Here is a 24,204-nt window from a genome sequence, read left to right on the forward strand (position 1 = left end):
CGGTCATTGCCCCGATCAGCACCACACTCATGCGTATTGCTTCTCCAGCCAGTTCTTATAGGCGCCGGATGTGACGCGGTCGACCCAGCCCTGGTTGGCGAGGTACCAGTCGACGGTGCGGGCGATGCCGGTGTCGAAGGTCTCGGCGGGCTGCCAGTTCAGTTCGGTGGCGATCTTGGTGGCGTCGATGGCGTAGCGCTTGTCGTGGCCTGGCCGGTCGCGGACATGGGTGATCTGCGTGGCATAGCCCTTTCCGTCAGCGCGTGGGCGGCGCTCATCGAGAAGCGCGCAGATGGTGCGCACCACCTCGATGTTGGTCTTCTCGTTGAAGCCGCCGATATTGTACTTCTCACCGAGCCGTCCGGCTTCGAGCACGCGGCGGATCGCCGAGCAGTGGTCGCCGACATAGAGCCAGTCGCGGATCTGCGTGCCGTCGCCATAGACGGGCAGGGGCTCGCCTTTCAGCGCCCGGTGGATGACGAGCGGGATCAGCTTCTCGGGGAAATGATAGGGGCCGTAATTGTTGGAGCAGTTGGTGATGATCACCGGCAGCCCATAAGTGTGGTGATAGGCGCGGGCAAAATGATCCGCCGCCGCCTTGGAGGCCGAATAGGGACTGTTCGGCTCGTAGGTGTTGGCTTCCGAAAACGCCGGCGCATCCGGGTCGAGCGAACCGTAGACCTCGTCGGTCGAGACATGGATGAAGCGGCGGCCATCAGCGGCAGCGTTCGGCCCCCAGGCATGGCGGGCGGCTTCGAGCAGGCGGAAGGTGCCGGTGACATTGGTGTCGAGAAAGGCTTCCGGGCCATGGATCGAGCGATCGACATGGCTCTCGGCGGCAAAATGGACGACGGCGCGAATATCGTCGGCGGCGAAGATCCTCTTCAGCGCGTCTGCGTCGCAGATGTCGGCTTGGACGAAGCGGTGGGCCGGATTGCCCTTGAGCGACGCCAGATTGTCCATGTTGCCGGCATAGGTGAGCTTGTCGAGATTGATGACAGGCTCGTCGCTGCTCTTCAGCCAGTCGAGGACGAAATTGCTGCCGATGAAACCGGCACCGCCGGTGACGAGAATGGTCATGGAAAAAGCTGTCCTGTCGTCTGTTCCTGGGCCGCTGAATTGCTTAACTGATTGAATCAACTATAACGAGCATTCTGCAACTCGCTTACTGAGAACGCCATTTACTCAAAGTGCTTCGCATCCTTCAGAGGCGGAGCCTTGCCATCCTTGTCCGACACTTGAATGACATCCGCTTCGATGTGCCAATCGATGCCAAGCTCCAGATCGTTCCAGGCAATCGCACCCTCGCACTCCGGCGCATAGGTATCGGTCGTCTTGTAGAGAAACTCGGCATGGTCGGAAAGTGTGACGAAACCATGGGCAAAGCCCACGGGGATCCACAGCTGTCGCTTGTTCTCGGCCGACAGCACCGCACCCACATGCTGGCCGAAGGTCGGGGAGGAGCGGCGGATATCGACGGCGACGTCATAGACCTCGCCCGAGACGACGCGCACGAGCTTGCCCTGCGCATGCGGCGGCAGCTGGTAGTGCAGGCCGCGCAAAACGCCACGGGACGAGCGGGAATGGTTGTCCTGAACGAAGGTAACATCCGTTCCGGTGCCGTCGCGGAACCGTGCCGCGTTAAAGCTCTCCATGAAGAAGCCGCGTTCGTCTCCGAACACCTTCGGTTCGATCAGGAAGACGCCCTTGAGCGCAAGTTCCTCGAATGTCATGCCAGCACCCGATCGCTGAGGAGCTGGATGAGGTAGCGGCCGTAATTGTTCTTGGCGAGAGGAGCGGCAAGCGCCTTCAGCTCATCCGCATCGATCCAGCCCGAGCGGTAGGCGATCTCTTCGGGGCAGGCAATCTTCAAGCCCTGGCGATGCTCCAGCGTCGCGATGAAGTTGCCGGCATCGAGCAGGCTGTCATGGGTGCCCGTGTCGAGCCAGGCATAACCACGTCCCATGATCTCCACGTTGAGCAGGCCCTCGTCGAGATATTGTTGGTTGAGATCGGTGATCTCCAGCTCGCCACGATGCGATGGTTTGACTGCGCGGGCGCGTTCGACGACGGACCCGTCGTAAAAATAGAGCCCGGTGACCGCGTAATTGGACTTCGGCTGCTTCGGCTTCTCCTCCAGGCTCAGCACCTTGCCGTCCTGGTCGAACTCGACGACGCCGTACCGCTCCGGATCTTGCACGTGATAGGCAAAGACGCTTGCCCCCGTCTCGCGCGCGGCCGCATTGTCGAGCAGCCGGCGCAGATCCTCGCCATGGAAGATGTTATCGCCGAGAACCAGCGCACAAGGGCTGCCGTCAAGGAAGTCCGCTCCGATCAGGAACGCCTGCGCCAGGCCATCGGGCGAAGGCTGTACCGCATAGGAAAAGCGGATCCCCCAACGCGAGCCGTCGCCCAACATTTGCTCGAAGCGCGGCGTGTCCTCCGGTGTCGAGATGATCAGGATATCCCGGATGCCCGCATGCATCAGCGTCGAGATCGGATAATAGATCATCGGCTTGTCGTAGACCGGCAGCAGCTGCTTCGAGACCGCACTGGTCACCGGATAAAGCCGTGTTCCGCTACCGCCCGCGAGGATGATGCCTTTCATAACGCGCCCTTTTCTTTGCTGTCGACGTCGCGCGTTGGAGGACAACGCGAACTAGACGTTGGCAGTAAGGATGTGTCTTTTTCCCGTCAAATGGTTTGTTGGCGGCATTGAATTGCAATACGTCACGGCCAAGCAAATGACTCGTCACCAGCATGTCTGTGATAGTGAGCCACATAAGCTTTGCTGCGTGCGCAGCCATGTTCAACTAGAAAAGCTCTGATTTCTGATGATGAAAATCGCCGTCGCCGGTGCCGGCTATGTCGGACTCTCCAATGCCGTCCTTTTAGCCGCAACTCACGATGTTGTTGTTTATGATGTGGATGACGATCGAATCGCCAGAATCAACGACAAAAAGTCACCGGTTGCCGATGAGGACATTGAGCGGTTTTTACAGCAACGCAACTTATCGATATCGGCGACGACCCATGCGCGAGCTGCCTTTGAGGCAGCCGATTATGTGATCGTAGCAACCCCAACGAACTACGATACGCACACTAATCGTTTCGATACGAAAAGTGTCGAGGGTGTTATCCAAGCCGTTCGATCAGTCAACTCGACGGCTATCATAGTCATTAAATCGACAGTTCCAGTTGGTTATACGGCTCACCTCAGCACTAAAACCTCCGACGATCGTATACTATTCTCTCCGGAATTTCTTCGCGAGGGGCGCGCGCTTCGGGACAACTTATTTCCTTCACGCATTGTTGTGGGTGGACCGCGTCAGGATGCTGAGGCATTTGCAGACATACTTCGTTCTGCGTCGAGTAATCCCGAGGTATCAATCCTCCTAACTGGATTGTCAGAAGCAGAGTCCATCAAGCTTTTCTCCAATTCCTACCTTGCTATGCGCGTAGCCTTTTTCAACGAACTCGATACTTATTCGATTACAAATGGGTTGGACACTCAGTCAATTATCGAAGGCGTAGGATTAGATCCGCGCATCGGAAGCCATTACAATAACCCGTCGTTTGGATATGGAGGCTACTGCCTGCCAAAGGACACAAAGCAACTTCTAGCAAATTTTGAAAATATTCCGCAGAGCTTAATCCGTGCAGTCGTCGAGGCGAACGATGTCCGCAAAGACTTTATCGCTGATAGGGTGGCATCAATGTCCCCACGCGTCGTTGGAGTTTTTCGTCTCATCATGAAGAAGGATTCGGACAATTTTCGCGAGTCGTCGATCCAGGGGATTTTGCAGCGGATTCGAGATCGCGGAATTGAGGTCTTAATTTACGAGCCAAATCTGTCTGAAAATCGATTCCTGGATTGCGAAGTGGTCCGAGATGTCAGCGATTTTAAAAACCGGTCAAATGTCATCATATCCAACCGCAAATTTGAAGAACTGGAAGATGTGACCCATAAAGTATATACCCGCGACATTTTCGGGAAGGATTAAGGCAGCCAGCCATGATCGTTTTAGAACACGTTTCGGAGTGCACCTCGAACGCGATCCTTGCCTGATCGAAGGATCATCGCGTCGACAGACATTACATCGCTCCCGGAAATACACTGCAAAACGGCTACGTTGAATTCTTCCACGGCCGCATGCATTTCAAGCTGCTAAACGAAAGTTTGTTCTTCAGAATCGGCCATGCGCGCCGCGCCATCGCTGAAGTGAGAGAAGACTTCAATGCCGCGCGGCCGCATTCCTCGTTTGGCTACCAGACCCCCGCGGCCTTCGCCGAAACCATCTCCAGCTCTGCGCTTGACAAGGATTTCGCATCTTCGCCAGTTGCTAAACCCGTGTGCTACAGCGTAACACAATGGCCGAGGATATTCCTGTTGGATGAACGTTCAATGGCGGGTCACCATGCTGCAGACTTCATCAACGTCTATAATTGCAAGTGGCGACTGGAGACCCTAAAGTGCGCACTTTGCGAGTACATCTGTAATAACTGCACAGCGGTACCGGATCGATTCACTGTCAATCTTACCCACCAGATGTCGTGACTAAAAACCTAGTCTGGCGACGGCACCAAACATCTGGTTGATCTTCATCTCAGCCGTTTCGAGATATGCCTCTCGGTGTTCGATGAATGCCGCTGACTGCTGCGTCTCAAAACGCCGGGCTAGCTCATCGCGCTGCTGAAGCACGGGGGCATCGGTCCAAGTTGGGTCAAGTAAACAGGCTTCGGCGAGGCCAGCGTCGTGGAGAAAACCTTCAACTTTCTTGGTGTTAGAGGGCAAGGCGCAAACTGGGATGCCGGCGCAAACCGCGGCGATCAGTCCATGAAATCGCCCCGTGACCCAAGCTTTGGCGGCCATCAGATCCGTCGCCTGTAGAAGTCTCGGCCAAACGTGCCCTGATCGCTCGGCGACTGCATTCCTGGTTTTGCGTAAATTGCCAATTGGCATCACAAAGAACCTCGCATCTGCGCGTTCAGCAAAGCGCAGCAGCGCAGCAGAATTCCTCGGAACGACACTGTCTATCACGCCGATCTCGTGCTGCGGTGGCAAGAAGCTACCTTTGCGCAGCGTTCGCAGGAATAGCTGAATTGAAACGTCCGGCGTGACCGTAGCTGACAATCCTGCTGGTAGGGATGCGAGCGACTGACTGTCTCTCACGGGTATGACATCAGCACTTTTAAGTAATTCTTCCATGCTACTCGGATTATCTTCCCAGACAGAATTTATAATTGCAACTTTCATCCCCAGTTGTTTAGCGTGCGCACATATCGAGAGCAATTCAGCCGCGCGTGCAGCGCCGTGGTGCAAGGTGCCTTCGCCATTCAGCACGACAAGTGTCGGCGGCGACTTAGCATCTGCAAGCAAAGCATCAAACCTTGCGCGATCATTGGCCCAGCCGATTTCGTGCCACTGAAGGGAAGCCAAGTTCTGACGGATGGCACAGCATGCGTAGACAGTTCCGAAATGAAAGCTGTCGCCCAACCGACCAGTGTCGTTCAGCAGAATATAGCCTGGCCTGCTAGGCTCCGCCGTGGTGGGCTGTGGGTTGGCTGGCGTTACAGAGCGTCGGAGGACACGGGTCGGTGCTGGACGGGGAAAAAGATAACCCTGCCAGAAATGATTGGTTTGCCATTCGGCAAGCCGACTAAAGACGGTATCTGCGGAAAGGGCCCGGCTCACGAGTTCTCGGCCGATCAATCCGATTAGTGTTTCAGGACTCAACCGTCGGTCTAAGCGCTTCAGCAAATTTGCTGGCATGTCGCCCGACGTTGGCAAGAATGCCGTCATCCCGTCGAACAATGGTGTTCGCCCTGCCACTCGCGTCGGATCGGGCTTGGCAGAAGCGGTGATGAGGCGCTCGGTTTCGGTCAGTTTAAGCGTATTCATGAATAAGCTGCAGAGAGCAGCGTTCGATGCTTCGCAGGAATCATCTGAATGGTCGCTGATCGAGTCGCAGGCTGAAATTAGCCACCGGCTGTCTAACGTCTCGATCAGGAGATCGCCATGCTCAGCCCAGAGTCTGCGAAATTGTCGATAGACGTTGTCGACCTCAATATCGCGTCGCAGCAAGACGTTCAAAGTCGCATGCACGAGTTTCAGCCGCGACTGACCAGAAAATTCGTGCTCCAGCATGCGAATCTGTTGCTGCAGATTTTGATGCTTGCCAAACGAAGGAGCGTAGTGAAGATCGGTCACAACCTCGTTTCGCAGCAGTTCAAAATCTAGCGGTCTTATAGAAACCATATCTTCGACACTTGGATAAGACGGCAGCATTTATAATTTCAGGTTCCATTCATGGTTTAGAATAATGGTGTGTGTTGATAAATATCTCTTTACGAGGAATTGCAGAGATACTCAAAATGGCGATCTGTTAAATTAAACCGGCTTGCCTATCAATCATTTTTCCCTCGTAAGCAGTTCAGCGCCCGACGAGATCGTGAATAAAATTCTGCTCTCCCGTTCTACGCGCAATGCTCCATCGTAGAACGGAAACCCAGATTTGAACACCGCCCGAGCTCCTAAAGCATTTTCGACGAAGGTAGAGACGGTTTGAGGATTTGAGCGGACGGCTTTACCTGATTCAACTTTTCGGGTGATCTGCCAAAGTGGAGATGACGAGGAGCATGATTGGCTACCGGGTGGCTGCGGCGATCGAGGATGGGCGTTCTCGACAGGAGGGACCACTGTTTCTGGATTCGATTTTGCGCGCCTAATATTTCTGATTCACATTCGGAGAATCCCGTTTCTCAAGTCGGGAGTAACGGAGGGAATGCGGGGATTGGTGTTGAACGGCGTTTATAAGGTCGTCCCGTAATCCTTGGGCGCGGCGGGCAACCTCGGCCGTTGATGTCAGTCAGCCACATCGTTCAGGTGCCGCTTCCGGCGAAACGGAGGCTTGTTTGATTGACGGTACCGCTCGACGAGTTCGTCAAGCGCGATCTCGCTTTGGCGCTCGTCGAAGCCCTGAGCTTTGAGCGCTTCAAGAACAGTACACTGCATCCAGTCGCGGTGTTTCGGCTCAGCTTTTTCTGCCATCCGGATTGACTGCCACAGCCAAACGCGTGCGATGTCGTCGCGATCAGGACGTCGCAAGTCCCGCATCTCATCTCGATAGGCCTGTTGCCGCTCACGCTGCTCTCGCCGCCGGATGGCTGCTTGGCGCGTTTCTGTTGGGCGCTTCTTGGAACGGCTGGTCATGAGCAGCATCCCTTCGGTCCAATGTTGACACGGCGGCGCATGCGCGGCCGGTGGCCTGACGTTCTGGACGTTGGATGAGTCTGCCAGGCGTAGAGACCGACGACGGCCGGAAGCTTTGGTCGATGGGTCATGAGAATGCTCTGGAGCAGGATGCCCCTTTCAAAGGGTGTGTCGCCAATCCTGTCGGCGCAATCCATCAAACTGGAATTCGTGCAGATGCGGATAACGCCCTTGGCACATGCTGCTCAGGGTCGGCTCATCCCGTCACCAGCCACACGTGCAAACGCCGTTCAGCGCGTGAATCGCTTTCGTTGAGGTCTGAATCGAAAACATCGACATCGAATTGAATTACTTCAAATCAACCCGAATTGTCTGAATGTGCACAAACATCGGAATGAATTCAGGCGAGGACGCATTAGAAAGCGGCTTTTTTCGTCGAAATTAGGCTGCGAGCGATTCCAACTGGCCAGATTGCGCAGATTTCGAGATGCATGCCGGTCGAACAGTCGGCCGTGACGTCAACACTGACGCCAATAGCGAGATGGGTGTCATATCCCCTAACGGCGTCCGTCGATGAATCGCAAATGTCACGACGTGAATCAGCATTGTCGACGGCCACCGGGGGGCTGCGGTCGGTAGAGTGCCAACGGCTCTCTGCCGCGATTGCGTCGGCTGGAAGAACGCTTGGAAAAGGACCGTCGAAAGCATGGGGCGAAGCACGTCCCTGCGGATCCGAGCGGACTTGGGCGGTCTTCTCGGGACAGCTTTACGCTCAAGAGCAGTGCCGACCCAAGATCAAACGCCGTTGCTGCGTGACTCGCGTTTATCGCATTCAGAATCGCGAATATCGATCTATGGATCGCCGAAGCAAGCATTGAAGCGATGTGCGGAGACATCATCTCAATTGAATCTGCCCAGCACGCAAATCGAAATGCCTTCATCCGACAAGCCCTGGGGGCGTGGCCCTTACGTGGGAAGGGGCATGGCGCAGGGAGTCGACGTGCCGGATGCAGGTCGTCCCGTGAATTCAATTGTGTCGTCATGTCAACATTGCGCATCCTCATGGACCACCGCGCGTGGCCTGCAAACGCCGTTTGCCGGTGAATCGGAATTCTTAAGCTGCAGCTGCTTGATCGAACGGCGAGGGACCGTTGCGGTGGTGTGACGTCCATCCGTTCGTGCTGTCCCTCGCTATTTAATCATGCGACGTTTGTCGTCTGCGCTGCACCACGACGTTTCGCTGATGTCCGCTGCCTCTCCATGAGGCTCTTCACCTGATGCCCAGGCATCGATCCATTTCGCACCAAATGTTTTGCGATAGCCTCGACCGCCTGCCGATCAGCCGAAACAATGTCCTTTGCTGTCTTCAGGCAGGATTTGAGGATGGCATCTACCCGCCCTTTGAGTTTGAGGTCGGATCGACGTAACCGATCGAGAGAATAGGCGTCTTGCGCGTCGTGGTAGACTAAAGACGAGCCAAACCCCATTGAGGTTTCCATGATTGTGACAAGGTCAGTTGCCCGCTGCAGGTCACTACCGCGCACGGCTCCCGCGCCATCTGCATGCTCGCCGTAAAACACTGTCTCGGCTGCGATGCCCGCCATCAGGATGGTGACCTCTTCTAGATAGCTTGCACGCGATCGCCGCTTTAGCGGCTGCTGCAGAAGCGTGACATGGCCGCCTAGCCCAGCATGTTCGCGTCTGAGGGTCCGGTTGATCTCGATCATCTCAACACCGCGCCCGAGTGCCGATGCTACCACGGCATGGCCAGCTTCATGAATTGCCATGACCTCTACGAGATCGTCTGGCACCGCGATCTCTTCGGGGAGCTCCGTCATGAAGTCATCCAGCATCACGGCCCGGCGTTCTTTCCGCGCACGTCGCCTCGCTCGGCGACAGAGCGCTTCGAGGTCAGCACCCGACCAGCCTTCAGTCACCGACGCGACTTTCTCGGCGACGTCTTCGTCGAGCGCGTCCGGCTGATGGACACGCAAAATCGCTCGCCGTGCAGTCTCATCAGGAAGCGGAATGTCGATCTGCCGATCAAGCCGTCCCGATCGCAGAAGCGCGGGGTCGATTCCCTCGGACTGGTTGCAGGCTCCGACGATGACGACGCCTTCGCGATCATCGAGCCCGTCGATGCACTCAAGCAAACCGTTGACGACCTGGATCGAATAGCTCGCATGGTGATCACTGAACCGCGCTCGATCACCGATCGAGTCGAACTCGTCGATGAACAAAATACTCGGCGCATGCTTACGGGCCGCTGCAAAATCCTTGCGCATCGCTTTGAGGAGATCACCGAGATGCCCGGTCGCTTGCCATCGTGCAACAGACGCGGCGACAAGATGCGCGTCGCAACTCCGCGCTAGTGCCGCCGCGAAAGTCGTTTTGCCCGTCCCGGGAGGTCCACACAGAAGGACGCCACGATCGACATCTGCCCAGGCGAGCTCTCCGGCTTTCCATGCAGCCAGGTCAGACGCGAGGTCGAGGCCCCATGTTTGCGCAGGTCCATAGCCAGAAAGTTCCTGAAGCGTCATCAAACGCGGCTGCCGCGATGATGCGTCGGGCTGTTTTAACCGACTCTCTTTCGCATCGTCTTCCGCGATAGCCGCTTCGACTTCATCGATGATCTCTGTGACTGATCTCCGTCGCCCCGTCGCAAGGGCGACGAGATCAATCGGCAGGCGCGCAATACGATCGATCTCCGCGTTTGTGGCGGCCAGGCCGAGACACACTTTCAGCGCCGCCCGCCAGTGAGCGGGCGTCGGAGGCTGCATCTGCAGCACAGCGTCAAAACCCAGGCGGCACCTATGGGGGATGAAATCCAGGCTTTGCGTCAGGAGCAGATACCGTGGCATTTCCATCAGCCGGACGGGCAAGTCCTCCAACCACAATGGCGATGTCTCTGCATCCACTGGGTCGACGTCATACTCGAATAAATCCTGGAGATCGGGCTTACACTCAGACAAAGCGCGCGTCGCAGCGCTGACCATTGTCTTGGGCTCAAAATTCGGTGGGACGAGCAGGATGAACCGTCCCGGTTGGCCGCAGCGGAATTCCCGCTCGTCACGCAAGGCGCGAACGATCATGGCGCGGCGCAGGAAACGGGCAAGGCTCATGAAGCTCTTGTGCTCCTGCCGCTGCGACTGATCGGTGATGTGTCGAGGAAACGTAGCGTAGGCTTTCATGCTGCACCTCCGATCGCGCTGTTGGTGTTTGGCTGGAGCCGGACGCGTCCTTCTGGATCGGTGATGTGCAGAAGCGCACGACGGTGGATGTGGCTGAGAACCAGAAGGGCGGCGTGATCCCCCGCCAGCCCGTGCCATCCGAGCTGCGTTAGGACTGGCATCGGAACTGACCCGGGCCGGAAATTACCCATCCGTGCAAATTGCATGGCAAGCCCGATGAGCACTGCAGCATCTGGCAACGCAGAAACGAGACGGCTCTTGCCGGATGCAAGACGTGCTTGCTCGACGACTTGATCGTCCGCTCCACATGGCTGTTGAGCGCGAGCGGTTGACGGATCGAATGTCGGACGGACGCGACGGGAGAGGCGCTTCTCGGACGCCGCTTCGAGGATGGGATTGACGGGGAATTTGATTGGCTTTTGCATGACACAGCTCCGCTGCTGCCGCTGCTCGCGTTGGCGCGGCGCAGTTCAAACGATGATGAGGGATGAGTAGCGGAGGGCAGGGGCTGGGCCCCTGAGCCTCAGGCGCTGATGCTGACGCTGGCTGGGTGCAGTCGCGCGAGCCCGACCGGGGCCATGGTCGCGGCCCGGCGCTGGGATGATATTCGGGTCCTGCCGTCACCAGGCTCGTCTTCGTCATCAATATCGGCCGATGCGGCGTCGCCGGAGGACGGATCTGAATCGGCCATCGGTGTGAGCCGCGACAGGCTGAAAGTGCCGACAGCAATCTCTTGCAATAGGGCGTCGACTGCTGCCCGATAGACAACGCGGCATTGCTGCAGATCAGCCGCGAGGCCCGGCATACCGAGCAACGCGTCTAAATGGCAGAGACCGAAAATGCCGTCCCCGTACAAAGAGCGACTGTCAGCCAGATCAAGGATGGCGATCTCGGTACGCGTCACCATAGTTCGCTGATGCTCGGTGTATAGGATCTGCGGCGCGACCAAGGCCGCCGCCAACATTCGGTTCTTCAGGTGATTGAGCTGTCTGTTGCCGGAATAAGACGACAACGATCGCTTGACGTCGACAATGATCGCGCGGCTGGTCGCTCTCTCGATGACGATGAGGTCAGGACGATAGTGACGGGTGGCCCGTCGATCTGGATCCACCGCCAGGCTCGACAGTCGCGACCACTCATTCAACGCCAGCATGCGCTCGGCGTCTCCAAGCACGGGTAAGTCGATGCCGCTTTCGAGCACTTTAAATCGAGCTTCAGAGGATACCTTCTCGCGGAGAAGCCGTTCCAGCATCCGTCCCTCGGCTGCCGCGACTTGCGCAGCCAGCGCGATGAGGCCAGCCGACTGCCAATGCGCATCGACGCTCGCGGAATGGCATGACCGGAGCTGGCGGATGGCGTCGTCGACGACCAGCCGATGCTGTGGGTCGACGGCATGAGACGATGCGGTCGATGACGGTGTTGACGATGAAGCTTGGTTTGCGGGCGCGGCGCGGCGCACGCCATTGGAAAATGACATGAAGGATTCCATCCTGGAACTGGCGCATCAGACGCGGAGGCGAGCGCAGATCAGGCGGCATCGGACCGGCGCTAAGGTAAAGCGCTAGAATAAGCGACGCGACTGATCAGCAGCCCCGGGGCGACTGAATGCGGAAGATTAACCTGAGGTGAGGGAGCCGTTGCGGCCAGGTCTAAAGCGGACGACTGGCTATGCCGGAGTTGCGCAAGTCAGGGCGACACGCTGGCGCTATCGGCGAACCCACACGGTTGTGGGTGCGCTCGTTCAGTTCTAGGCAGAATGGGGGAATGTCGATATCTGTGTGCATAGCCTGTTGGACCTCTTGTTCAGGTTTGGCGGGTCAGGCCTTCGTTCGGTGTTGGCGCACCGGCGGAGGCCGTTTCTCACTTTGAGAGAGTGTTAGAATATGCGATAGATCTGATAATTCAATCGGATAATGCCATCCGCGCTGTTGTTTTGGTCTGATGGTTAACGGAGTTCAGATCTGCTTTCTGGCAGAATCAGGCTGCGTCTCCCCAAGCCATTTGCCTGGCCTTCTCTTCCTCATAGGCATCAAGGATGCTGTCGGTCCAGGCAGTCATCGCTGTCGACTTAAGGTTGATGTGTTGCGCGCCGCCATAGGCCATCAATGTGATGCGCGCGGCGCGCTGTCGCCGAAACTCTTCCCGCTGCAGCATCGTCATCCGCTCGTCGTCGAGGCTTTGCGACAGTTTGATCTCGTGCGCCATGATGGCCGATGCGCCGCCTGGCATTCCCAACTCATCCATTCTCTGAAGCAGGGTCCGGCGGATGTCGTGGGGCGACCACCAAAGAATGCCTCTCTCGCTGAAGAGGTCGACCCGTGTGTCTTTGCTCGCTGGTGCGTTCTCTTTGTTTGGTTTCTTCGTGCGTTTTTGGTCCTTCATCGCCATACGCTTCATCACGTTGTTGATGACCGATTTATGGGTGGGTTTGTCGGGGTTCGTTGAGCTTGGGAAGGCCCAGTCGCTGCGGCCGACATATTTGCATTTCGCCAGGTGCTCCTGGATTTTTGCTGAGGCGCGCGGTGGTATCGGCAGCACATGGGTCTGCCTGTTCTTCATTACGGACCCGTCCCACGCCGCAAGCATCCAGCCCTCGCGACCGGGTATCGTGTCCGCGTTGAAGTCGTAGGATTTCAGCATCAAGCCCGCTTGTGCCCGTTGGGCGGTCAGGGCCAGCCACCAGAGACCTGCCAAGGCGCTCGGAGCCACGCCGACCTTCTTGTTGTATCGGCCCGGAAACGGCTTCGTTGCATACTCCTCTGCAATCAGCAGAGTTTTTACGATTTCCTGAATAGTTGGTCGCCGTGTCCTCGGCTTGACCCCGAAGGGGCTCGATAGCATTCGCCACCATGGCTCGACTGTTTCCAGTCCAGCCTCCATCGAGTGAAACGCGGCTACGTGATCCATGACCGATCGGAAATTTGTGAGCAGCTTCTCCGATGGTCGGATGCCATGCTTGTCTTTGATGACCTTACGAAGCGTTTCGATTTCACCTCGGGTAATGGAAACGACCGGCTTCTCCAGCAGCGGCTGAAGGATCGGGCGGCTGAACGTGTGGCGGTATTCATCGACCGATCTGGGTCGCAGCGGTCGCTGCGCACTCGCATCTGCCCGTTCCTTCAACGTCTCCTCAAGGCATGTTCGAAAAGTCCAAGTTTCTGCAACTGGCCTCACCGCAGAAACGGCCTTGTCATGATCCTTCAGGGAATGCCGGTTGGACAGGTAATCGTCGACGAGTGCCTCTTCGCCATTTCGGATCATCGCCTGGACGTGACCGGCAATCTCTTTGGCTTCGATGATCCCCTTGATGGCCCACGGGTGCGTCTTTGGATGAGCGTAGCCGATGACCTTGGAGACCTTTGTGGTCTTCACCATCCAGGACACTTTGCCGCCTCGAAGGCGGAGCGCTAGGCCACGATGGCCTCGGTCCGTGAGGGTGTAGCTCTCATCGATTGCACCCTTCTTCGAGTTCTTGAGCGCTGCCCGCGACGCCGCATCCACGTGGTGCACTTCAATGTATAGGTTGTGCTTTCCAACCATGAGTTTTGGGCTCCCAGAAAAATCCGTACCATTCTCGTACCATTTCAAATTTGTTGACAAGCCCTTTTCGCACAACGTGTTGAGTGATTCGTTAATGTCAGAAGTGGCTCAAAACGCTATAAAATGTCAACATTATCAGACATTTATGCCTCAAAAGCCTTACGCCATCGAGGGTTGTCAACATTTTTGGCTACAACCAAAAAAACCTCTACTTCGGATTGTGGATCCGGAGGTCTGAAGTGAAGGTCGAAGACGATCTCCGCGGTTACACAACCTGAAGACGAATTTCAGTTAAACTTTGAAGATAGCAGAAATGGCTGAGGCGACGTTGATTTGCATTAGACGCAACTGGTCCCGTTCAACGCGTTGGGATTTCTTACCGACAGTTCGAGATGGATCCGTAGGGCGGTTTCGGATCGGGTAACGCGTGCAGAAGCTGGGCTCTTTCGGGCCGGCTGAGGCAACGACAATTATTCAGGTCGCTCCGCGTCACGGTATTAGGTCGTGCCGGCGGGCTGGGTGACACGCACGTCAGAAAAGCAGTGGTCATCGCCGTTCCCCTGCATTGCAACCTGGATGTCCAGATGCTGCCGAGCGGCCAGCAGGCATCCAGCGGTTATGTTCTAAAAGTGCAGAAGCCGGCGATGCTCGACCGTGTCATCTTTATGCAAGTCCTTCATGGCCGCGCATGTTCGAAATTTCGAACTCCCGTCGTGAAGCGGTGTTCGGCTTTCTGAACGTTCAGCTTTCTCAGTCCCTCTAAACATCTGAAATTGCTCATCCTTCCATTCTGGCATGCCGCTTGCTGAGATGTTTGTCACCAGCAAAGAGGAATGCATGCCGTGACATTTGAATGGAGCATATTGATCGCTTTGGCGGGGGCCGTTGTTGCCCGGCCGGTTTCGTCGGTTCTGGGGCGGCACACAGGGTGGGTGATCAGTCTCATCCCGTTGTTCATCTTCGTGTCCATCTTCCTTCACGTCGCGCAGGTTGCGGGCGGGGAGGTGCTGTTTGCGCAGCTGTCCTGGGTGCCATCGCTTGGGGTTGAACTTGCCTTCAGGCTCGATGGTTTCTCGCTCCTCTTTGCCTTGCTCATCACCGGGATCGGCACGTTGGTGACGATCTATGCGGGCGCCTATTTTGCCGAGAAGCCAAGCGGTGAGCTTGGCCGGTTCCTCAGCCTCATCATGCTGTTCATGACGGCGATGCTCGGCACGGTGCTGTCCGACAATCTCATCGTCATGTTCGTCTTCTGGGAACTGACGAGCCTCGCATCGTTCCTGCTGATCGGCTTCGACGGCCACAAGGAGGCTGCCCGCAAGTCGGCTCTTCAGTCGCTCATCGTCACTGGCGGCGGCGGGCTCGTGCTGTTTGCCGGCATCGTCGTGATCGGCATGACGCTCGGCACGTTCTCGTTCACCGAGGTGCTGGCGCGTTCCGACGAACTGGTTGCCAGCCCCTGGGCAGGCACAATCGCCGTGCTGGTCATGATCGGCGCTTTCACCAAGAGTGCGCAGTTTCCGTTCCACTTCTGGCTCCCGAATGCCATGGCGGCGCCGACACCGGCATCGGCCTATCTGCACTCGGCCACGATGGTGAAGCTCGGTGTGTTCCTTCTGGCGCGGTTCGATGGGGTCTTCGCCGAAATGCCGGCTTACGGGCATACGCTCGTCGTCGTCGGTTCCCTGACGATGATCGTCGCGGCGCTCCAGGCACTGCGCGCCGAAGGCTTCAAGGCGGTGCTGGCGCAATCGACCGTCGCGTCGCTCGGCATTCTCGTCATGCTGATCGGACTCACTGGCGAGGTCGCAGCCGTGGCGACGGTCGGGTTTATCCTGGCGCATGCGCTCTACAAGGCGGCGCTCTTCTTCTGCGCGGGCACGGCTATTCACGCCACGGGCGAGGCGAGCCTCAACAGGCTCGGCGGACTTGCCCGCTTCCTGCCGATCACGGCGGTTGCAGCCGTGCTGGCCAGCCTGTCCATGGCCGGTCTGCCGCCATTCGTCGGCTTCATCTCGAAAGAGTATCTATTCGAAGCCCAACTCGCCAACGACTGGAACATCATCCCGATCGCAGTGGCGGTGCTCGTTAACGCGGTGATGGTGGGTGTCGCCGGCGTCGTCTCCATCCGTCCGTTCTACTTCAAGCCGGAACGGGTCTCGGAAGTCCATCACGGCGAGACGGCCGGCCTGCTCATCGGCCCGATGTTGCTTGCCGCCGGTGGCATCCTGATCGGTCTCGTTCCGGCACCGGCCGCGCAATGGCTCATCGGACCGGCCGCTTCGGCCCTCTATGGACAGCCGATCGACGTGTCGTTCTCGCTCTGGCACGGGCTGACCCCGATGCTGTTTCTGTCGGCGCTGGTCGTCTCCATCGGCGCGCTGATCGTCATCAAGTGGACGCAGATCCACACGGCGCTGAAGACCTTCGACCATGCCTATGGGTTCCTTGGCGACCGCTTCTATCACGGTGCGCTGAACGGCGTTCTCGGTGCGGCGCGCGTGTCGACGCAAACGCTGCAGAATGGTGACCAGCATCGTTACACGACGATCGTTCTGCTGACGGTCATCGCCGGGCTGGTCATTGCGTTCTTCGCAGCGCCAAGCGGGGATTTTCTGGCGGGTGAGGGCGATATCCGCATCTCGGTCGCGCTGGTTCTCCTGCTCACCGTGGTCGGAGCGGGGGCGACCATCCTGGTGCGCTCGCTGATCGCCGGCCTCGTGTCCGTCGGCATCGTCGGCTTCGGTTCGGCGGTCATCTTCATGCTGAACGGTGCTCCCGACCTGGCGCTGACGCAGATCGCGGTCGAGACCCTCATCGTGATCCTGATGACGGCCGTGCTCCTGCGGCTGCCATCGCGCACCCGGCATTCCCGCACGGTCTCCGAACGGCGTCGCGATGGGCTGATCGCGGGTGGCTTTGCCGCCATGATGTTCGTCGCGCTCGCATCCATCGGCGTGACACCGGTCGATCTCAGGCTGTCGGAGTATTTCGGCGAGACGAGTTATCTCGAAGCCTATGGCCGCAACGTCGTGAACGTCATCCTCGTCGACTATCGCGCCATCGACACGCTTGGCGAGATCGCCGTCGTCGCCATCGCCACCATCGCAGCGTGGGGCCTGCTGCGCGGTGCCATCAAACCCCTTCGCACAAAGGAGTAAGCGGTCATGTCCGTCATCTTCTCAACCATGTCGCGGCTCTTCTTCGTGCTGATGCTGGTCGCCTCGATCTACATGCTGTTTCGCGGTCACAACGAGCCGGGGGGCGGGTTCATCGGCGGGCTGTTCGCAGCGCTTGCCTTTGCGCTTCTGGCGCTCGCCGACAGTGTTGCGGCGGCACGCAAGGCCTTGATCGTCCATCCGGTCGTGCTGATCGGCTGCGGGCTCTTCCTCGCCTTCCTGAGCGGTCTTCCAGGCCTCTTCTCGGACGGGTCCTTCCTGACCCACTGGTGGGCGGAACTCGGCTCCACGCATCTCGGCACGGCAACGATCTTCGACATCGGTGTCTTCATGGTCGTCATTGGCGGCGTTCTCGCCCTCGTATTCCGTTTTTATGAAGGAGTGGAGCAGTGAGCCTGATCTACGCTTTCGCAGTCGCGGCCCAGATGGGTGCCGGCGTCTATCTCCTCTTGTCGCGTCACGTGATGCGCATCCTTTTCGGGGTGGTGCTTTTGTCGACGGCGGCAAACCTGCTGATCTTCGTGTCGGGTGGCCTGCAGTTCACCGCTCCGCCGGTGATCCCGCAGGGTCAGCAGATGCTCGGCGAGGGAGCGGCCAACCCGCTGCCCCAAGCTCTCATCCTGACCGCGATCGTCATCGGCTTCGCGCTCGTGGCCTTTGCAGCCGCGCTCGTGCTGAAGGCCTATCAATCCTTGGGCTCAGTCTTCACCGACGAACAGAACGATGCCGAAGAGCTCGGCTCGCCCTTTGCCAAGAAGGCTGCCGACAATGTTTGATACGCTTCTCCTCTGGCCCGTCATCCTGCCGCTTGCCGGTGCGGCACTGGCAGCTGCGCTGCATGCCTTCCCGGCTGTGCAGCGGCAGGTGGCTCTCATCACCATGGTCCTGACCTTCGGCGCCTCGCTGTTTCTCGTCGATGCAGTCATGGAAGGTGCGATCCTGACCAAGGCATTCGGTGGATGGATGCCGCCTTTCGGCATCGTTTTCGTTGCCGATCGCTTCAGTGCTGCGATGGTCGTGATCTCGAGCCTGCTTGCGCTGTGCGCGCTCGTCTTCGCCATGGGCGATCTGCGTCAGCGCCAGGTGCGCTCGGGCTTCTATCCGCTCTTCCTCGGCCTCATGATCGGCGTCAACGGCGCGTTTCTGACCGGCGACATCTTCAACCTCTATGTCTGGTTCGAAGTGATGCTGATCGCGACGCTCGGCCTCATCACGCTGGACCGCACGCGGGCGCAGATCGACGGCGCGATCAAATACGCCGTGCTCAACCTCTTCTCCACCATCCTGTTCCTGATGGCGGTGGGGCTGCTCTACGGGGCAACGGGCACGCTGAACATGGCGGACCTCGCAGTGGTGCTGCCGCAGACCGAACCATCGGCTGCGCTGACGCTCACGGCGATGATGTTCCTGCTCGCCTTCGGCATCAAGGCCGGGTTCTTCCCGATGTTCTTCTGGCTGCCGGCCTCTTACCACACGGCGTCCATCATCGTTTCGGCGGTCTTTGCCGGCCTGCTGACCAAGGTTGGCGTCTACGCGCTCTTCCGCGTCTTCACGCTGTTGTTCGAGGTGGATAACGGCACCCTGAAGCCGCTGATCGCGGTCATCGCGGCTGGAACGATGCTGTTCGGCGTGTTCGGAGCCGCGATCCAGTGGGATGTGCGCCGTATCCTGTCGTTCCACATCATCAGCCAGATCGGCTACATCATGCTAGGCTTGGCGGTGGCGACGCCGCTCGCGCTCGCCGGCGCCGTCTTCTACATCATCCACCACATCGTGGTGAAGGCGAACCTCTTCTTCGTCGCCGGCGCCATTCACCGGGCCACCGGGTCGTTCGACCTGCGCAAGTCCGGCGGGCTGATGAAGGCTTCGCCGCTTCTGGCAGTGCTTTTCGCCATTCCGGCGCTGTCGCTGGCAGGCATACCGCCATTGTCGGGCTTCTGGGCGAAGTTCATGGTCGTCGATGCGTCCTTCCAGGGCGAGGCGGCATGGCTTGCCGCCGTTGCGCTGTTCGTCGGGCTTTTGACGATCTTCTCGATGAGCAAGATCTGGATCGAGGCTTTCTGGAAAGAACATCCGCGTGCCGTGCGTGCGCGTCCGGTTCCGGCGGTCATGCTGGTGCCGATCGCGGCGCTCGGCATCATCACGCTCGCCATCGGCTTCAATCCCGAACCGCTCGTCGCATTCTCGAACCTGGCTGCGGAAAGCATGGGCGATCGCACGCAGCTCATCGGCGCCTTCTATGGCGGTGAGCACACAGCAGGAGTAACGCCATGAACTTCATCAATCGCTCCGTTCAGGCGGTGGTTCTGTCTGCCGTCTTCATCAAGGAACTGGTGCTTTCATCGGTTGCAGTGGCGCGTCAGGTTCTCGGTGACAGCGCTGCTCTGCGGCCGGCGATCCTGGCGGTTCCGGTGGGGCTGCGCAGCCGGGCGGGCATCACCACGCTCGCCAATTGCGTCAGCCTGACGCCTGGAACCACCTCGCTGCATGTGAGCGAGGACCTGTCCACACTTTACGTCCACGTTCTCGATGCTCCGGATCCGGACGCCGTGGTGACAAGCCTCAAGAATACATTCGAGACGCGCATCAAGGAGATTGAAGGATGATCGAGTTTCTGGACGGCATTCTGTCGACCTTCGCCGCGGCGATGATCGTGATCCTGATGGTGCCGCTAACACTGGCGGCCATCCGCATGATGACGGGTCCCGGCTATGCGGATCGCTTCGTCGCACTCGACATGCTGACGGGGATAGCGGTCGCGATCGCGGCATTGACGATGATCGTGACCGGGCGCCGGGAATTTCTCGACATCGCCTTCGGCATCGCGCTCATCGGCTTTCTCGCCACATGCTCGCTGTCGGCCCTGCTCGAGAAGAAGAAGGAGAACGAGAAATGATCGCGCTTCTCTCCATTCTGTTCAAGCTCGCGGGCGTTGTCTTTCTCTGCATTGCGGCACTTGGCGTGATGCGCCTGCCCGATCCGTTCCAGCGCATGCATGCGGCCACCAAGGCTGGCACGCTCGGCGCTGGCCTCGTCATCATCGGCAGCGTGATTGCCCATGGGGCGCTCGATGCGACAATTATGGGCATCTTCACCGTTATCTTCCTGCTTCTGACCGTGCCTGTGGCCGGCCATCTTCTTGGCAGGGCCGCCTATGTATCGGGGGCGCGGCTGTCGCTTGGCGGTGACGACGCTCTCGAAGGCGTGCTTGAGCGGTCGAGCCTGCCGCTGGACGAGCGCATGGGCTGGCTTCCGGCGAATGTCGATGGCGTGAAATCGCCGGCACCAAGGGCATTTGCGCCGGAGCGATCGAAGGCCTCGCTGCAGCGCCTTGAATCGGTGCGTTTCGCGGTGATCGATGGCAACGTCGATCTGGTCGCGCAACGTGCCTCCAGCGTTGCGAAGCAAAACGAAGCGAAGCTTTCCGCGCACGTCCTCATCGATGGCCATGCCATCGACACGGCGGAAGATCCGGCGCAGATGCGCCGGCTCATCCGCGATCGCGCGAGCAAGGCCGTGAACACGCTGAAGAGCTTCATCGGCGTCGATGCCGTGCTCAATTACAGCGAGGGCGACCCGGAACAACTGCTCGCCTGCGACGGGTCGGGAGAAGAACTTCTCGTCCTGCCATGCCAGGGCTGGTTCCATCACCAGGTCGAGGGGCGTCGCAGCCTGACGACATGGGAGCCTGATGGCCTCTTGCGGCTACCGGCCGTTCATCGGGGCCCTGTCCTTTTCACCGGCAAGCACCTCGCGACAGGCGCGGCGATGATCGTCGTGCGCGACTGCGGGGAGGACCATCTGCCCGCGCTGGTGGAATGGGCGCTCATGGCGCAGTTGTGGCCGGTGGAGAGCTTGGTGCATGTCGCGGATCGTGGTGCCGACACGCGCGCGATCGAAGAAATTGCCAGGAATTTCCGTTGCGGCTACCGGCTCATCGAGGCGAGTGCAGAGGGTTGTGCCATCCCGGATGAGTTGCGGGATGCGGACGCCGTCATCCTTGGTGCAACGCCCAAGCCGCTTCGCACCAGCTGGTTCGGCGCCCATTGGCGGTCGCGCATTGCCCCAGACATGAGCGGCGACGTGCTTATCATGGAAGCGCCGGCAGGCCGTGCTTCTGCCTGAGTCTGTTGCAGCGGCGGCAAGGTGATGTATGGCTGTTTTCATGCAGTCGCGACTTCGCCAGACCTTGCCGCTGACCCTGGCTTTGCCGCTGTTCGTAGCGGTCGCGATTTTCGTCGTCGCGGTTGGTACGACGCAGCTCGGGGTGAGGCTGCTGCAGTCCAACAGCGAATCGGCGCTGCGCGATCAGGCTGCCGTCTTTCTCGACGCGCTTGCGGGCAACATCGCAGCCGAGACGTCCGACACGCCGGCAGCCGTGGAGCGGCAGCTCGAGGCGTCGCTGACCTATCGGACCGCGCTGCTCGAAGAGGCCATGGCGGCGCGCTGGACGGACGCATCCGGTACCACGCAGACCATGGTTCTTGGCGAAGCCCACCGATCTCTGCTCGCCACGGCACTCGATGACGCGGCAAATCTTGGAGCTGGCGAAACGGTCTTCAGCGCGTTTCCGGATCGCGGTCTGCTTCTTGTTCTCAGAACCTATGCGATGGATGATCGCGTCCTGTTTCTGGCTGCGACCTTCGACACGACACCTGTCAAGGAGACGGCCGATACGGCCTCGGGCGTCGCTCTCGGGATCGATTTTTTGGTCGCGATCATCGCGGCCATAGCGGTCTATGTGATCACCCGGCGCGCGCTTGCCCCGCTCGACACATTTATCAACCGGCTGGCCGATCAGGACGCGCTGACGACCGCGTTGGCCTCGTGGCGCCAAGGCGACGAGCTGCGCCAGCTGGAAGCGGCTTTGGCACTCCGCGAGCGATCTGAAGCCGAACGCATGAAGCTGCTCGAACAGATGGCGCAGCAGGAGCGCGATGCTCTTCTCGCGCGCATGGCGGCTGGGATCGCCCACGAGGTGCGCAATCCGCTGGCGGGCCTGAAGAACGGCGTTTCGACCTTGAAACGATATGGCGACCGCCCGGATGTTCGCGAACAGACACTCGACTTGCTCGAAAAGGGTCTCGACAGCATCGGTCGTGTCGTTGACGTGACGCTTTCGACCTATCGTCGGCGCTCGGGCACCAGCCGCCTGTTTGCACGCGATATCCGGGACCTCGACCTTCTCATCCAGCCCGAGGCAAGACGGTTCGGCGTTCAGCTTGAGTGGGTGCTGGACGAAGCTGTGGCGATTGATGTCGACGGCGATGCGTTACGGCAGATCCTCATCAACCTGCTCTTGAATGCCGTGCGGGCTTCGCCTGCTAAGGGGAAAGTGACCGTCACGCTCGCGCAGGATGTGCGAGAAAACACGGTCTCGATCGAGATCCAGGATGAAGGCCAGGGAATGCCGCCTGAAATGGTCGCCGCGATCATCTCGGGCCAGTTGGAAGCGATACCGGCCGAGCGGGGAATCGGTATCTGGGTCATCGCCAATCTGGTCGAACAGATCGGTGCCAGCCTTTCGATCCGCAGCGAGGATGGCGCCGGAACGATGGTCAGGATAACGCTTGCCGCACCAACCGCTCCAGCGGCAACCAACGGGTGACTTGATGTCTGGTGCACTGATCTTGCTGGTGGAAGACGATGCCACGCTTGGAGCATCTCTGCGCCAGCGGCTGGAACTGGAAGGGTTCGGCGTCAGCTGGGCGCGGTCGGCCACCGAGGCGCGCACTCTGCTGGCGTCGCTGCAGCCGGCGATCATCCTGTCCGATATCCGCCTGCCCGATGGCGATGGCGAGACGGTCATGCGCAGCCATTTCGACCGCAATGGTCTCGTGCCGACGATCTTCATGACGGCGTTCGGCGACATCGACCAGGCCGTGCGGCTCGTGCGTGCCGGCGCGCTGAACTACGTGACGAAGCCCTTCGACCTCGATCAGCTGATCGAGGAGCTTCAAAACATCACCCGCAGATCGCTGGTGAAGGAGGCTCCGGCCGACCCGTTCGCAAACAGCCCGGCGATGCGCGAGATCGGGCAGATGCTGAAGCGTGCGGCGGCGACCGACATGCCCGTGCTGCTGCTTGGCGAGACGGGCACGGGCAAGGAGGTCGCCGCACGGTATCTCCATGCCAGCGGGCCACGGGCATCGGCGCAGTTCGTTCCCGTCAATTGCGGAGCGCTGCCTGCTGATCTCGCAGATTCCATGATCTTCGGTCATGAGCGTGGCTCGTTCACCGGCGCGGTCGGCGCACATCGCGGTTTTGTCGAGGAAACGGAAGGCGGGACGCTGTTCCTGGACGAGATCGGCGATCTGCCACTGCCGCTGCAGGTGAAGCTTTTGCGCGTGCTGGAATCGCGGGAATATCGCCGGCTCGGCGGTAGCGACACGCGCAACTTCAATGGCCGGATCGTCTGTGCGACGAACCAGGACCTCGCCGCGCTCGTCGCGGAGGGGAAGTTTCGCGAAGATCTGTGGTTTCGTATCAATGTGATCACACTGCAGCTTCCGCCCTTGCGCGAACGGGGCAGCGACATTGGTGGACTGTTGAAAGCCTTCGTCGCTTCGGCGGCGCAAAAAGCGGGTCGCCTGCCACCGGAAATCGGTGCGGAAGCGATCGATGCTGCGCTGGCGCATCGCTGGCCGGGCAACATCCGCGAAATGATCAACCGCGTCGATCGGGCGGTGGCACTCGGCAATGACACCGTGCTGACCGCACGCGATCTTTTTCCCGACGGCAGTATCGCCCGATCGGAGCCACGGGCACAACCCGTGGACGACACGCTATCAGCCGCCCGGGAGGCGGCCGAACGTGCCCAGATCGTCTCGGCTCTCGCCAAGACAGACGGTTCCTTGAAGGACGCCGCAGAACTGCTCGGCGTGTCGCGCACGACGCTGTGGGACAAGATGCGCCGCTACGGGGTGGGCGACCAATAATGTCCTTGAGTCAAACTGGCCACCTGCTCGGGTCGTGCTATCTGTCATTTCTTGCGCCCGCTCTTAGGATTGTCCCGCCTCTCATGAATTCGAAATTGCCCGTGTTCACGCCTGTCCAGCGCCATCCATGTGAGCGAGCTGCC

At 59.1% G+C, this 24,204-nt stretch carries 18 protein-coding genes and 1 pseudogene; 11 read left to right on the forward strand and 8 right to left on the reverse strand.

The annotated features are described in order from the left end of the window. Positions 1–27 precede the first annotated feature (27 nt). The 3 genes from rfbB to rfbA all read right to left on the reverse strand — a co-directional run bounded on the left by rfbB (position 28) and on the right by rfbA (position 2,608). A complete protein-coding gene (gene rfbB / locus PU133_RS06040; RefSeq protein ID WP_404863896.1) occupies positions 28–1,080 on the reverse strand; it encodes a dTDP-glucose 4,6-dehydratase in 1,053 nt (350 codons plus the stop codon). Positions 1,081–1,181: 101 nt separating this feature from the next. Then, a complete protein-coding gene (rfbC, locus tag PU133_RS06045) occupies positions 1,182–1,733 on the reverse strand; it encodes a dTDP-4-dehydrorhamnose 3,5-epimerase (protein ID WP_404863897.1) in 552 nt (183 codons plus the stop codon). Then, positions 1,730–2,608, reverse strand: a complete 879-nt coding sequence (gene rfbA / locus PU133_RS06050; RefSeq protein ID WP_404863898.1) for a glucose-1-phosphate thymidylyltransferase RfbA — start codon at positions 2,606–2,608, stop codon at positions 1,730–1,732. The genes rfbC and rfbA overlap by 4 nt, the downstream gene beginning before the upstream one ends. Positions 2,609–2,834: 226 nt before the next feature. Here rfbA and PU133_RS06055 point away from each other — a divergent pair, with 226 nt between their 5' ends. Together PU133_RS06055 and PU133_RS06060 are read left to right on the forward strand one after the other, a co-directional pair. Next, a complete protein-coding gene (locus PU133_RS06055) occupies positions 2,835–4,004 on the forward strand; it encodes a nucleotide sugar dehydrogenase (protein ID WP_404863899.1) in 1,170 nt (389 codons plus the stop codon). 2 nt (positions 4,005–4,006) lie between these two features. Further along, positions 4,007–4,318 (forward strand): annotated as a pseudogene (locus PU133_RS06060) (transposase); the annotation flags it as partial. A gap of 240 nt (positions 4,319–4,558) precedes the next feature. Here the strand turns inward: PU133_RS06060 and PU133_RS06065 are convergent. From PU133_RS06065 to PU133_RS06085, 5 genes are all read right to left on the reverse strand, one after another. After that, positions 4,559–6,289 carry a hypothetical protein gene (locus tag PU133_RS06065; RefSeq protein WP_404863900.1) on the reverse strand — a complete coding sequence of 577 codons (1,731 nt, stop codon included), beginning with the start codon at positions 6,287–6,289 and terminating at the stop codon, positions 4,559–4,561. Positions 6,290–6,865: 576 nt separating this feature from the next. Further along, positions 6,866–7,213, reverse strand: coding sequence for a hypothetical protein (locus PU133_RS06070; RefSeq protein WP_404863901.1), 348 nt, complete (start codon positions 7,211–7,213; stop codon positions 6,866–6,868). A gap of 1,199 nt (positions 7,214–8,412) precedes the next feature. Next, positions 8,413–10,404, reverse strand: coding sequence for an AAA family ATPase (locus PU133_RS06075; RefSeq protein WP_404863902.1), 1,992 nt, complete (start codon positions 10,402–10,404; stop codon positions 8,413–8,415). A gap of 523 nt (positions 10,405–10,927) precedes the next feature. After that, positions 10,928–11,881, reverse strand: a complete 954-nt coding sequence (locus PU133_RS06080; RefSeq protein WP_404863903.1) for a hypothetical protein — start codon at positions 11,879–11,881, stop codon at positions 10,928–10,930. A 500-nt stretch (positions 11,882–12,381) separates the two neighbouring features. Further along, complete coding sequence (locus PU133_RS06085) at positions 12,382–13,779, reverse strand: hypothetical protein (RefSeq protein WP_404863904.1); 1,398 nt, start codon at positions 13,777–13,779, stop codon at positions 12,382–12,384. 998 nt (positions 13,780–14,777) lie between these two features. On the opposite strand from PU133_RS06085, the gene mbhE reads away from it, so the two are divergent. Genes mbhE through PU133_RS06130 form a run of 9 tightly spaced genes read left to right on the forward strand, consistent with a single transcriptional unit; the run spans position 14,778 to position 24,061 of the window. Then, on the forward strand, positions 14,778–17,105 hold the full coding sequence (gene mbhE / locus PU133_RS06090) for a hydrogen gas-evolving membrane-bound hydrogenase subunit E (protein ID WP_404863905.1): 2,328 nt from the start codon (positions 14,778–14,780) through the stop codon (positions 17,103–17,105). 6 nt (positions 17,106–17,111) lie between these two features. Continuing rightward, positions 17,112–17,516: an MnhB domain-containing protein gene (locus tag PU133_RS06095; RefSeq protein ID WP_404863906.1), complete on the forward strand. Its 405-nt coding sequence runs from the start codon at positions 17,112–17,114 to the stop codon at positions 17,514–17,516. After that, entirely contained in the window at positions 17,513–17,899 is a 387-nt protein-coding gene (locus PU133_RS06100; protein WP_126008687.1) for an NADH-quinone oxidoreductase subunit K, read from the forward strand. Before PU133_RS06095 ends, PU133_RS06100 begins: the two co-directional genes overlap by 4 nt. Beyond that, positions 17,892–19,397 (forward strand): Na+/H+ antiporter subunit D, encoded by a 1,506-nt coding sequence (locus PU133_RS06105; protein WP_126008689.1) that lies wholly within the window; start codon positions 17,892–17,894, stop codon positions 19,395–19,397. Before PU133_RS06100 ends, PU133_RS06105 begins: the two co-directional genes overlap by 8 nt. Next, a complete protein-coding gene (locus PU133_RS06110) occupies positions 19,394–19,729 on the forward strand; it encodes a Na+/H+ antiporter subunit E (protein WP_404863907.1) in 336 nt (111 codons plus the stop codon). The genes PU133_RS06105 and PU133_RS06110 overlap by 4 nt, the downstream gene beginning before the upstream one ends. Next, positions 19,726–20,019 (forward strand): monovalent cation/H+ antiporter complex subunit F, encoded by a 294-nt coding sequence (locus tag PU133_RS06115; RefSeq protein ID WP_126008693.1) that lies wholly within the window; start codon positions 19,726–19,728, stop codon positions 20,017–20,019. Before PU133_RS06110 ends, PU133_RS06115 begins: the two co-directional genes overlap by 4 nt. After that, positions 20,016–21,248 carry a monovalent cation/H(+) antiporter subunit G gene (gene mnhG, locus PU133_RS06120; protein WP_404863908.1) on the forward strand — a complete coding sequence of 411 codons (1,233 nt, stop codon included), beginning with the start codon at positions 20,016–20,018 and terminating at the stop codon, positions 21,246–21,248. Before PU133_RS06115 ends, mnhG begins: the two co-directional genes overlap by 4 nt. Positions 21,249–21,288: 40 nt before the next feature. Beyond that, on the forward strand, positions 21,289–22,731 hold the full coding sequence (locus tag PU133_RS06125) for a sensor histidine kinase (protein ID WP_404863909.1): 1,443 nt from the start codon (positions 21,289–21,291) through the stop codon (positions 22,729–22,731). A 4-nt stretch (positions 22,732–22,735) separates the two neighbouring features. Further along, the gene (locus PU133_RS06130) at positions 22,736–24,061 is read left to right on the forward strand and encodes a sigma-54-dependent transcriptional regulator (RefSeq protein WP_404863910.1); all 1,326 of its coding nucleotides are present in this window, start codon (positions 22,736–22,738) and stop codon (positions 24,059–24,061) included. Positions 24,062–24,204 lie beyond the last annotated feature (143 nt).

It is taken from the genome of Georhizobium sp. MAB10, from assembly GCF_045012825.1.
Classification (GTDB): domain Bacteria; phylum Pseudomonadota; class Alphaproteobacteria; order Rhizobiales; family Rhizobiaceae; genus Georhizobium; species Georhizobium profundi.